The 11,933-nt window shown below is 63.3% G+C and carries 11 protein-coding genes; 6 read left to right on the top strand and 5 right to left on the bottom strand.

The window, feature by feature from the left end; genetic code table 11:
• Window positions 1–215: 215 nt before the first annotated feature.
• Window positions 216–1,706 carry an aldehyde dehydrogenase family protein gene (locus tag ACH49N_RS31190; protein ID WP_358276554.1) on the bottom strand — a complete coding sequence of 497 codons (1,491 nt, stop codon included), beginning with the start codon at window positions 1,704–1,706 and terminating at the stop codon, window positions 216–218.
• Between the two features lie 223 nt (window positions 1,707–1,929).
• On the opposite strand from ACH49N_RS31190, the gene ACH49N_RS31185 reads away from it, so the two are divergent.
• The 5 genes from ACH49N_RS31185 to ACH49N_RS31165 all read left to right on the top strand — a co-directional run bounded on the left by ACH49N_RS31185 (window position 1,930) and on the right by ACH49N_RS31165 (window position 6,877).
• The gene (locus tag ACH49N_RS31185) at window positions 1,930–3,063 is read left to right on the top strand and encodes an amidohydrolase family protein (RefSeq protein WP_213572897.1); all 1,134 of its coding nucleotides are present in this window, start codon (window positions 1,930–1,932) and stop codon (window positions 3,061–3,063) included.
• Complete coding sequence (locus tag ACH49N_RS31180) at window positions 3,047–4,051, top strand: PDR/VanB family oxidoreductase (protein WP_397504825.1); 1,005 nt, start codon at window positions 3,047–3,049, stop codon at window positions 4,049–4,051. The genes ACH49N_RS31185 and ACH49N_RS31180 overlap by 17 nt, the downstream gene beginning before the upstream one ends.
• A 76-nt stretch (window positions 4,052–4,127) precedes the next feature.
• Entirely contained in the window at window positions 4,128–5,294 is a 1,167-nt protein-coding gene (locus ACH49N_RS31175; protein ID WP_358276556.1) for an acyl-CoA dehydrogenase, read from the top strand.
• Complete coding sequence (locus tag ACH49N_RS31170; protein WP_358276557.1) at window positions 5,291–6,463, top strand: thiolase family protein; 1,173 nt, start codon at window positions 5,291–5,293, stop codon at window positions 6,461–6,463. Before ACH49N_RS31175 ends, ACH49N_RS31170 begins: the two co-directional genes overlap by 4 nt.
• Window positions 6,464–6,520: 57 nt before the next feature.
• A complete protein-coding gene (locus ACH49N_RS31165) occupies window positions 6,521–6,877 on the top strand; it encodes a Rieske (2Fe-2S) protein (RefSeq protein ID WP_358276558.1) in 357 nt (118 codons plus the stop codon).
• A gap of 231 nt (window positions 6,878–7,108) precedes the next feature.
• Here ACH49N_RS31165 and ACH49N_RS31160 read toward each other — a convergent pair whose 3' ends face one another.
• The 4 genes from ACH49N_RS31160 to ACH49N_RS31145 all read right to left on the bottom strand — a co-directional run bounded on the left by ACH49N_RS31160 (window position 7,109) and on the right by ACH49N_RS31145 (window position 11,214).
• Window positions 7,109–8,140, bottom strand: coding sequence for an NAD(P)-dependent alcohol dehydrogenase (locus tag ACH49N_RS31160; protein ID WP_358276559.1), 1,032 nt, complete (start codon window positions 8,138–8,140; stop codon window positions 7,109–7,111).
• 46 nt (window positions 8,141–8,186) lie between these two features.
• Window positions 8,187–9,386 carry a cytochrome P450 gene (locus ACH49N_RS31155; protein ID WP_358276560.1) on the bottom strand — a complete coding sequence of 400 codons (1,200 nt, stop codon included), beginning with the start codon at window positions 9,384–9,386 and terminating at the stop codon, window positions 8,187–8,189.
• Between the two features lie 279 nt (window positions 9,387–9,665).
• Window positions 9,666–10,454, bottom strand: coding sequence for an amidohydrolase family protein (locus ACH49N_RS31150; protein ID WP_358276561.1), 789 nt, complete (start codon window positions 10,452–10,454; stop codon window positions 9,666–9,668).
• A gap of 10 nt (window positions 10,455–10,464) precedes the next feature.
• Window positions 10,465–11,214 (bottom strand): glucose 1-dehydrogenase, encoded by a 750-nt coding sequence (locus tag ACH49N_RS31145; protein WP_358276562.1) that lies wholly within the window; start codon window positions 11,212–11,214, stop codon window positions 10,465–10,467.
• 256 nt (window positions 11,215–11,470) lie between these two features.
• Here ACH49N_RS31145 and ACH49N_RS31140 point away from each other — a divergent pair, with 256 nt between their 5' ends.
• Window positions 11,471–11,890 carry an SRPBCC family protein gene (locus ACH49N_RS31140; RefSeq protein WP_358276563.1) on the top strand — a complete coding sequence of 140 codons (420 nt, stop codon included), beginning with the start codon at window positions 11,471–11,473 and terminating at the stop codon, window positions 11,888–11,890.
• The last annotated feature ends 43 nt before the right edge of the window (window positions 11,891–11,933 follow it).

Below are 11,933 nucleotides of genomic sequence, written 5' to 3'. Positions count from 1 at the left end.
GACTCCCCCCGCCCCCCCCCGGGGCCGGGCCGTGTGGGGTTGGGCGCGGCTTTTATCTTCCTCGGGGGGGGGGGGGTGCTCCTCAAACCCCCCCCCCCACCGCCGCGATGCGGACCGCAATGTCACAACGCATGATTGACACTGTTCATATACGTCAGTAGCGGTGGTAGCGAGTCGAGGACTCGCCGCCACCGCTACCGGCGTGTGCTCTGGACCTACCCGGAGTATGCGCCGCTGAGCAGAATCTGCTTCATCTCGGTGAACTCGAGAATGCCTTCGGCGCCGCATTCACGACCCCAACCCGACTGCTTCACTCCACCGAAGGGCTCGGTCAACGAGCAACCCGCGAGATTCAGTGCCACACCACCGGACCGGATACGTCGCGCAATCGCCAGCGCCTGGTCGCTGTCCTTGGCGTACACGGAGGCGGCGAGACCGAACTTGCTGTCGTTGGCGATCCGGATCGCATCGTCGAGATCGTCGTAGGCGATCACAACGGTGATGGGGCCGAAGACCTCCTCCTGGGCGATCTCCATGTCGTTGGTGACGTCACGCAACAGGGTCGGCGCGAAGTAGTAACCTCGGTCGAGGCCCTTCGGCCGGCCACCACCGGCGGCGACCACAGCCCCCTGCTCGACCGCCTTGGCCAACATCCGCTCGGTCCGCTCGACCGACCTCTTGTTGGCCAACGGGCCGAGGTCGGTGTTCGGATCGAAGGGATCTCCCACCTTGATGGCATTGAAAGCGTCCGCCAGCTTGGCGACTACTTCGTCGTAACGACGACGCGAAACAAGGATTCGGGAGAGCGCGACGCACACTTGTCCGCAGCCGCCGATGGCACCGGGAACGAGAGTTCCGAGGACTTCATCGATGTCGACATCGTCCGCGATGATCGCCGGCGACTTCCCACCGAGCTCGAGCGCGGTCCGCGCCAGCCGGTGCGAGGTCTGCCGAACAACTTCCATGGCCACGGCGGTGCCGCCGGTCATGTGCACCATGTCGATGCCCTCGTGCTGGACGAGGTACTGACTGGTGGCGAGTTCCGCGGCGAGGCCGCTGATGACGCCACGCGGGAATCCTGCGGCCCGAGCGGCGTCCATGATCAACCGCGAGGTCAGCTGTGACTCAGGGGCGAATTTCACCACCACGGTGCATCCTGCGAGCAGGGCCGGAATGACTTTCATGCCCATCAGGGGCACGGGTCCGTTATAGGTCAGGATTGCGAGAACTGTTCCGATGGGCTGGTGCTGTACGAGCACTTCACTGCCGGCATTCTTGCGAATCTCCTCCCACTTCAGGGTTGGAGCCACCGCGATTGCGTGACCCCAGATGGCGCTGCCTGCACCCGAATTGATCATCTCTCCGTGCGCCTGGGTGTAACCGGACTCGAACATCCAGGCCCGGTTCAGGGCGTCCAGGCGGGATTCGAGTTCGTCGGCGAAGATGCGGCAGATTCGTGCCCGCTCCTCGACGGTCATGCGTGGCCAGGGACCCTCGTCGAACGCGGACCTTGCCGCGGCAACGGCAGCGTCGGCGTCAGCCGCACTCGGCGAGGCGACCGTGGCCACCACCTTTTCGGTGGACGGCATGACGACATCAATGGTCTCGGCACTGGCGGGGGTAACCCAGTCCCCGGCGACAAATACCTTGTCGAGCTCTGGAACTGCGACGTCGAGCTCATTTTCGGTGGGGGCGGTAATCGACATCTGGACCTCTCAGGTTGACGCGCATTTGCGACTGGTGCTGTGACGGAGGTAACAACTATAGTTGTATAACATAGCCATGTTTTAGCCGTCAATCAAGCCCACTGGCATGGAGCGGGATAACCCCACCAACCGTGTGATCCAGATCTCGACAACGCGGCGTCCACACGCTAAGCTGCATAATATAAGCCTATTTAGACGTCCCATCCGAACCAAGGAAGTGCTCATGACCACCGCATATGCGTCCGCTCAACCCACCGAGAAGAAGCAGTCGTTAGCGATCATCGATTCCGACGTTCACCCCTACATGGAGAACGGGCTGGCAACCCTGGTGCCGTACATGAGTACGGCGTGGCAGAAGCGCATCGGCGCCGGACTGGGTGGCGGCCACACGGTGGCGTCTCAGTTCCACCTTCCCCTCGACTACCTTTACATCAACTCCTCCGGGGGTATGCGCGGCGACACCTCGCGCCCCGGCATGTCGCCTGCCACCGACCCGGAGTTCACCGCCGCGCAGTTACTCGACGGAGCCGGCATCGATCGGGCGATTCTGCTCTCCGGACACCTGCTGGGTATCGGAGCGATGCCCGATCCGCAGGTTGCCGCCACCATCGCGTCGGCATACAACGACTGGATGTGCGAGCGTTGGCTCCAGTTCGACAAGAGGTACCGCGGCGGCCTCGTCATCGCACCGCAGGATCCCGAACTCGCAGTCAAGGAGATCGACCGGATGGCCGATCGTCCCGGAATCGTCGAGATCTTCATGCCGCTGCACGACATCCTGATGGGCGAGAAGCACTACTACCCCATCTACGAGGCAGCCCAGCGGCACGGGCTCCCCATCTGCGTCCACCCCAGCGGAACCGAGAACGTCTACGCTCGCGCGCCCCGGATGGCCGGTACCCCGACGTTCTACATCGAGTGGCACGCACTGCTGGGTCAGATCCATCAGGCCAACACTGCCAGCCTGCTGTGCCACGGTGTCTTCGAGCGCTTCCCGGAGCTGAAAATCGTCATCGCCGAGGGTGGCATCGCCTGGATCGCGGAACTCAGCTGGAAACTGGATGCCGACTGGTACGGACTGCGAGACGAAATCCCGTGGGTCAAGCGGCATCCGAGTGAGTACCTGAACGAGAACATGCGGTTTACGACGCAGCCGTTCGTCGAGCCCCCCAAGAAGCAGCACCTGCTTGCGCTCATGGACATGATCAACGCGGAGAAGGTTCTGATGTTCAGTTCCGACTACCCGCACTGGAACTACAACGACCCCACCAATGCCCTCGCCGGTCTGCCGGAGGATCTCCAGCGCCGGATCATGTTCGACAATCCACGGGAGTTCTACGGTGACCGCATCAACTGAGTGGGATACCACGGCCATGAATGTCATGCTGACTACAAACGACTCCGAAGTCGACCTCGACCTCGTTGTGCACGCCCGACGAATGCTGACGCCGGACATCGTCGCGTTGGATCTTCGGTCGAATGACGGTGCGCTTCTACCGTCGTGGTCTCCCGGCGCACACGTCGAGATGAATCTCGACAATGGGCTTTCACGACAGTATTCCTTGTGCGGGGATCCGGCCGATCGGCAGACATGGACTGTTGCCGTGCTACGCGAGCCGAGCAGCCGGGGAGGATCCGACTACATCCACGACAAGCTGCCCACAGGAACCAGCGTCAAAAGCAGGGGGCCGAGGAACAACTTTCCGCTCGAGCCCGCGAGCGCGTACCGCTTCGTGGCCGGCGGGATCGGCATCACTCCGATGCTGCCCATGATTCGAGCGGCTGAGGCCTCCGGCATCCCGTGGACGCTTCTCTACGGTGGGCGCTCCCTCGAGTCGATGGCTTTCCGGGAGGAGCTGAGCCACTACGGCGACAAGGTTACCTTTCACCCACAGGACACCCACGGACTGCTTCCGTTGGCTACCGAGCTGGCGGACCCCGCCCCCGGTATCGGAATCTACTGCTGCGGACCCGAGCCGCTACTCGCTGCCATCGAGGGTTACTGCGAGTCGATCTGGCCCACAGGCGCGTTGCACGTGGAACGGTTCCGCGCCGATCTACCGGACCTGACGCACGCACATCCGATCGAGGTCGAACTCGCCCAGTCCGGCATGACGCTGACGGTCCCCGCCGACAAGAGCATTCTCGAGGTGTTGACCGACGCGGGTGTCATGGTCGACGCATCGTGCGAAGAAGGCACCTGTGGAACCTGTGAGGTAGTGGTCCTCGAGGGAACACCGGAACACCACGATGTGGTCCTGACCGAGAGCGAGCGGGAGAGCGGCGAGTGCATGATGATTTGCGTCTCGCGCGCGAAGGGCACATGCCTCAAGCTCGACCTGTGAATAACGCTGCGTCGCACTGCGTGTCTTCCGCACGACCGGCGCCCGATCAATGCACTTGGGTAGACAAGGATGAATAATGGCTTTTGAGCTGGATCAGCAGTATCTCGACCTTCGTGATGAAGCAATCGCGGTCGCGGCCGCGGCCGAACCGTTTGCCGTCGAGGCCGACGCGATGAGCACCGTACATGAGGGCATGCGGAAAATTCTCGCCGAGAGCGGTCTGTGGGCACTGACCGTGCCGGCCAGATGGGGCGGACGTTTCGAAACCGTCGACCCGCTCGCCGTGTGTGTCGTTCGCGAGGTTCTCATGGGAACGTCGGCGCACCTGGATTCGCTCTTCGCGTTGCAGGGCATCGGCAGCTTCGGACTGGCGCGGGCAGGTAGCGACGAATTGCGGGACGAGTGGCTGCCCAAGGTCTCCTCCGGAGAGGTCCTCGCCGGTCTCGGGCTCACCGAGCAGGAGGCCGGATCGGACCTGAAAAACATCGTCACCGAGGTACGACGAGACGGTGAACGTTTGGTGCTGAACGGCAACAAGTCCTTCATCTCCAACGGCGGCGCGGCCGGCTTCTATTGCGTTCTTGCGCAGGAAGGACAGGGGCAGAGCCTGTTCCTCGTTCCGGCAGACGCACCCGGACTAACTCTCACCCCGACGCCGGAAATCATCGCCCCCCACATCCTGGCCGAGCTCGCGTTCGACAACGTCGAGGTCTACGAGGGCAACCGCATCGGTGAGATCGGCAAGGGACTCGAGCATGTGCTTGCCACCCTCGCGGTGTTCCGCGTCTCGGTCGCCGGCGCATCGGTCGGTCTCGCCCAGGCCGCCTTGGAAGAGGCCGCCCGGCACGCGGGCACGCGCGTGCAGTTCGGGCGCCCCTTGGCCAGGCTGGGCGCGGTGGCCGACATGCTCGGTGCTTCATGGTCCGAACTCGAAGCGGCACGCCTGCTGACCTACAAGGCCGCAGACATGGCACGGGTCGATCCGGCCGCATCCCTGCACTTCAGCTCCATGGCGAAGCTGGTCGCCAGTGAAACCGCCGGTCGTATCACCGACCGCGCAGTGCAGATTTCCGGCCGCTTCGGTCTGGTTCGTGATTCCAAGCTCGAGCGACTGTACCGCCAGGCCCGCCCGATGCGGATCTATGAGGGCTCATCGGAAATTCTCCGGCTCGGGATCTCCAAGGCGCTCGTCGGCAACGTCGTGGCCGGCCATGCAGGCTCGACGGAAGGACAGCGACGATGAGCCCGCTCGCGGCGCACGAGGCCGTCATCATCGATGCCGTCCGGTCCCCGGTCGGCCGTGGCCACCACGAGAAGGGCGTGCTCCGCGACGTGCACCCCGCCGACCTCCTGGGACAGTGCTACGAAGGTGTCCTGCAGCGCGTGGGCATCGATCCGGCGGCCGTCGGCAACGTGATCACCGGATGCGCCAACCAGATCGCGCAGCAGTCGTCAGGCATTGCCCGTACCGCCTGGTTGCAGAAGGGCTTGCCGGCGACCACAGGCGCCACGACGGTGGACATCCGTTGTGGCTCCGGCCAGCAGGCGGCGCACTACGCGGCGTCGTCGATCGTCGCCGGCATCGACGGTGCGGTGATCGCCGCAGGCGTCGAGCACATGGGACGCAACGGGTTCCGCGTGCATCAGGGCTCTCAGGAACAGTGGGGCCAGGCGTTCACCGACGAACTGCGGTCACGGTACCCGCTGGTTTCGCAGGGAGTGGCTGCCGAGCGACTGGCAGACCGCTATAACATCAGTCGCGCCGAGATGGACGAGTTCTCCGCCCTGTCCCACCAACGCGCCGCGGCGGCGGCCCGGGACGGGCACCTTGCCCGGGAGATCCATCCGATCGACGTCAACGGCACCAAGGTCGACGCTGATCAAGGTATCAGGGCCGACTCGACTCCCGAGTCGCTGGCAGCGCTGAAACCGGTCTTCTCGGAAGACGGGAAAGTGACGGCCGGCAACTCGTCGCAGATCTCGGACGGTGCCGCCGCAGTCTTGCTCACCAGCGCCGAATTCGCGCGGGAATACGGGCTCCGGCCGCGTGCGCGGGTTGTGGACCAGGTGGTCCTCGGAGTCGACCCGGTGGATATGCTGACCGGCCCCATCCCCGCGACGGCGCGCATCCTCGACCGGAACAACCTGAACATCCGCGATATCGACGCCATCGAGATCAACGAAGCCTTCGCATCGGTGGTACTCGCGTGGCAGCGCGAATTCCAGCCCGACATGGGCAGCGTCAACTCCTGGGGTGGTGGAATCGCTATCGGACATCCATTGGGCGCCACTGGAGCTCGACTGCTGACGACGATCGTCAATCGGCTGGAGAACACCGACAGCCGCTTCGGTCTGGTGACCATGTGCTGCGGCGGAGGCCTCGGCACCGCCACGTTGATCGAGCGGATCTAACTCACTCTCTCCCACCGTTCCCCCGGGAACCTCTCATCGCACGACTGGAGCACGACAATGACACGCCACGTGATCGGCAAACTGGACGAATTCCCCGACGACACCCGCCGCGTCGTCGACATCGACGGAGAAGAAGTCGCAGTCTTCAACGTCAGAGGAGCCTTCCACGCGTTGCGCAACGCCTGTCCCCACAAGGGGGCGCCGCTGTGCACACTACCCCCCACCGGGATGATGCTCGAAAGCGCACCCGACGTCTACGAATGGGGACGTGAAGGCGAGATCGTGCGCTGCCCCTGGCACGGATTCGAATTCAATCTCTCCGACGGCAAATCGGTTCTCGCGCCTCAACTGAAACTGCGCGCCCGCGTGTACAAGGTCGACGTCGAGGGTGAGGAGGTCGCACTCTACGTCTGATCGATACCATCTCAGACAGCACCCGACCCGGGCCGGTCACCACCGGCCCGGGTCGTGTCGTGCTGCCGCCGGATGGTTGGTTAAACACGGCCGCAGAATAATTCGGTGCCAGTCATCTCCAGTCGGAACCGAAACGGCCAGTCGGAACGGGAACGGCCCTGGTCCGATCTCTCTCGCGAGATCGGGCCAGGGCCGCTGGTGACGGCGGGATCGAAGCCTCCGCCTGGTGTCTCACATGACCAGGACTCCTCGCTCCGCGATCTTGTGCTCGGCGAGGTCCTGGAGGGCCTGGTTGACGTTGTCAAGGCTGTAACGCGTGGCGTCGGCGTTGATTCCGTGTTCCTTCCACAGGCCGATGACCGCGGCCAGGTCGGCACGCGATCCGAGCGAACTCGTACTCACCTGCACTTCCTGGTTTGGACTCGTGTACCCGAACGGCAGAGTGCCGCCGCCGATGCCGACGAGGATCAGCGCACCGCAGGGTGCGATGACCTCAGCGGCGAGGGCGAGCGTGCTGTCGAGTCCGACGAAGTCGATGACCGCGTCGACACCGAGACCGTCGCCGGACACGTCCAACAGCTGACGGACAGCGTCGTCGGTGGAGGAATCAACAGCCATGGAGGCGCCGATCGCGAGAGCATGTTCACGCTTGCCCGCGTCGATGTCGACGGCGACAATCCGTGCCGGCGTCAGCGCCGACAGGTACTTGATCGCGAACTGACCCAACCCTCCGGCTCCGATCACGGCCACGCTTCGATCGGATTCGGTCAATCGGCCGAGGACCTTCGAGACCGCCCCATATGCCGTGAGGCCAGCATCGGTCAATGGCGCGGCCTGAACGGGGTCCAGGTCTCCCAGCGGGACGAGGTGCCGGGCGGCGGGAACGAGGAGGTAATCGGCCCATCCACCGGGCTCGGTGACGCCGACGTAGCTGACGTTCGGGCAGATGTGCTCATGGCCGGCCCTGCAGATACGGCAGGTGCCGTCACCCCAACCCGGCCACACCGCGACCGCATCGCCCACCTCGAAGCCGGCCACGCCGTCGCCGAGCGCATGCACGTATCCGGTGTTTTCGTGTCCCAGTGTCCATGGAAAGTACGGCACCGAGGGCATGCCGGGTCCGGCGTTCTGAATAGTGACATCCGAGTGGCACACCCCGGACGCCGCAATCTTCACGACGACCTGGCCCGGCCCCGGTGTGGGGTCCGGAACCTCCTCCACGACGAGATCAGAGCCGATGGACGGCAGTCGAGCTGCTCGCATTCAAGTCCTTCCTTCCTTCGAGATGGCAGTTGCATCGACCGTCGGCTCAGGCAGTGAAGCGGTAGCGGGCCAGACCGCGCACCCAGTAGGACGGCATCCATTCGGGGTCGGTCTCGAGCGGTTGCAGATCAGGGAACCGAGTCAAGAGCCCGCTGACGGCCTTGGCGCACATCATTCGGCCGAGCGGTGCGCCGATGCAGTGATGTGCACCGGTGGCGAAGGAAAGGTGCTTGTTCAGGTTGGGCCGGTCGAGGATGAACTTCTCCGGCTCGTCGAACACCGTGTCGTCGTGGTTGGCAGACGCGATGTATGCGAACACCATGGAATCGGCGGGAATGGTGACTCCGGCGACGTCGACGTCACGCGTGGAGGTTTGGAAGACCATCTGCACGGGTGAGTTCTGACGCAGCGTTTCTTGAACTGCGGCCAACGCCCGGTTCGGGTCGCGCCGCACCTCATCCAGAATTGCCGGATGCGAGAACAGGTTGTAGACCGTCGAGCTGATCAGATGGGATGGAGTCTCCGAGCCGCCGAACTGCATCAAAGCAACCAGGCTCAAGATTTCGGTGGCGGTGAGGGTGTGGTTCTCTTCCTCAGCGCGCACCAGGTCGGATACCAAGTCGGTTCCGGGGTTCTTGCGTCGGTACTCGATCTGTTCGGTGAAGTACGCCCGTAGTTCGGAGACGCTCGTTCGGATCTGGTCGAGTTCCTCGTGCGCAAGGACCCCACGGCTGGGCGACTTCAGCAGATCCATCGTCCAGCGTTTGAAATCCTCTCGCACGTCCGGGTCGTCCACACCCAGAAGGTCGGCCGTGACATTGACGGGAACATAGGCGGCGAAATCCGATACCAGGTCGAACTCGGCACGCTTGCTGTCCAGGTTGTTCAGGAGCCGTTCGACCACGGCATCCACTTTCGGTTCCATGGCTTTGATCGCGCCGGGACGAAAGCCGGCGTTGGCCAGACGCCGAATGCGTGAGTGTTCCGGCGGGTCTGTGGCGATGATCGACTTGACCTCCGGAACCGGGTCGAACTCACCGAACGCATTGGTGGTGAAGTCCTTGGCGGAGAAGATCTCGGGATGCTTGAAGGTGTTTTCCACATCGGCATACCGGAACACTCCCCACGCACCCACCGACTCGATGTACTGCACCGGCGCGTTCTCGCGCAGTTCTTTGTAGAAGGGGTAAGGGTTCTGCTGAACCAAGAATTCGAGTGGATCGAAACCCGTAGCGGTTGTCACCATGACCTCCAGATCGAGACCGACGGCTCGACAGAGCCGCGCGGTCGCTTGTTTTTTGTGATCCCCCACACACGTACGTAAACAGAATAAACATATGCATGTTATGCGCACAACCCTCGGCGGTCGTCGGACCCGTCCCGTCGATTCCGACGCGGCTCATGCGAGCGAAATCGGCCTCACGATGCTTCGTCACGGTGGCCGTGATTCGTCTGGTGCGCAGACGCAATCGGTCCGGGAGATCGCTCAGCGACCTCCCGGACCGAAAAGTTCTCGACAAACGGGTCAGAACGAAAGCCGCAACAGCCGAGCAAGATTCAGGCCGAGTATTTGCTCCACGTCGCTGTCGGCCAGGCCCAGTTCGCGCACGGCCCGGATCTCGCGGCCTTGATCCGCCATCGGCCAATCGGAGGCAAAGATGACACGTTCCGGCCCGTGCGTCTCGATGAGCTTTCGAACATCGGCCGGATCGAGTTCGGCAAGGCTGGGCGGCCATGACGTGTCCAGGTACACCGGTAGCCCCACCACGGTGTCGACTGCTTCTTGGAACTGACGGTAACCGCCGAAGTGACAGGCGATGACGTCAAGCTTCGGAAACTTGCGTACCAGTTGCGCCAACATCGCCGGACTGCACACACCCTCCGAACTTGCCGTCGCAATGGATCCGATGTGGATAATGACCGCAAACTCGCCCTGCATCGCATCGAACAGGCGGTCCATCCGGGGATCGTCGAGCGCGTACTTCTGAAAAAATGGGTGGATCTTCACCCCCCTCAGACCATGCCGACGCAGGCTTTCGACGTTTTCCTCCGCCGACAATTCGGGATGCACGGAGCCGAACCCGATGAAGTAGTCGGGATCGAGCGAGCCGGAGAACCTGTTGGCCTTCTCGACGGCCTCACCGTCGTTCGCGACGGCCAGGCAGACCGAGCGGTCGATTCCCGCCGCTGCCATAGACTCTTTGAGCCCGTGCGCCGTGCCGTCGCCCCGGCGTTCGAGGTCGGGGACCGATCCGGCGAGCGCCCGTTTTGCGACGGCGTCCGGCCACATGTGGGTGTGTGCGTCGATAATCATTGAGCGCCTTTCAGAGCCGGCTGACTTCGCCGCCGTCGATGACGGCGACCGAACCGGTGACAAAATTGGACAGTGGTGAGGACAGGTACGCCACGAGCGGACCGAACTCCGCAGGATCGCCCATACGTCCCGCCGGGATCTTCTTCAATCGCCGCGCCAGGACGTCCGGCGAGTCGGTCACTGCGCTCTGCGCGTCTGTGGTGAAAGCACCGGGGGCGATCGCGTTCACCTGAACGCCCTTCTTCGCCCACTCCCCCGCAAGGGCTTTGGTGAACTGCACAACCGCGCCCTTGGAGGAAGAGTACGCCACCAACGTCGGCTTCCCCTTGATGCCGGAGGTACTGGCCACATTGATGATCTTGCCCGACCCCTGGGGTAGCAGGTGCCGGGCCGCTGCACGGGTCAGCACGGCGGGCGCCCGCACGTTGACATCGAACACCTCGTCCCACTCCTTCTGAGGTTGTTCGTCGAACCGCCCAGCCGGAGCGATTCCCGCATTGTTGACCACGATGTCCAGCCGCCCGAACGCTTCGACAGCGATATCCGCAAGCGCCGCGACCGCATCCATGTCACGCATATCGCAGGTTTGCACAGCAGTGCGCTCGGGATAGCGACTGTGCAACTCCTCGAGCGGCCCCCGCGTACGGGCGACCAGGACCACGAAAGCACCCTCGTCGAGCAGCGCCTCCGCTGCCGCCTTACCCAGTCCGCGACTGGCGCCGGTCACTATCGCGACCTTGCCCTGAAGCTGAAAGTCCATGTTCTCGCTCCTTCCGATTGTCGACGCGTTGCGTCGCCGTCCCGGCAACCCGGGATCGCTCGACGCAACGGGCTCTTGCCATAGTCACTTAACCTGATTATATTTCTCATATTAACTGGACTGTCCGGCGAATTACCAGCCCCACCGAGTGCGACAACCCGCGCAGGCGCGGAAGCGCCGCCGGCGATGCCCCCCGTCAGGTCCATCTGGGTCAATCCCCTGCTCCACAACGAAAGAGGACAAAATGAGCGTGAAGATGACGATCAATGAGAGCAAGCGCTACAGCGTTTCCGCGGAGCAGATCTGGAAGCTGTGCGGGGCACCGGGCGAGATCGAGAACTGGCTCCCCGCTGTGGAGAAGTCCTGGATGGAAGGCGACGTTCGCTACGCCGAACTCGCAGGCGGCGCCGGTCAAGCGCGCGAGCGTGTCACCGAGCACGATGACGCAGGCCACTACTACGTGTACGACTACCTCGACGGTCCGCTTGTTCTGAAGTCCTTCAGTTCACGGTTCGCAGTTGTTCCCACGGCTGATGGCGGGTCCCAGATTCTGTGGACCGCAGAGTTCGCGGCCGACAACGAGTCCGAGGGAACGGAGCTGGCTGGAGCCGTCACGGGCATGTATCAGGGTGGCCTCGAGAATATCGCCGAAGTTCTCGGTTCGGTTCAGTCGTGAGTTTCTCGAACTGCGCGATTCACCACCTCGGACGGCCTACCTC

It is taken from the genome of Rhodococcus sp. NPDC019647 (genome assembly GCF_044389235.1).
Lineage (GTDB): Bacteria > Actinomycetota > Actinomycetes > Mycobacteriales > Mycobacteriaceae > Rhodococcus_F > Rhodococcus_F oxybenzonivorans.
The sequence above is the reverse complement of the archived record's forward strand: the minus strand, read 5'-3'. Positions and strand labels throughout refer to the sequence as shown.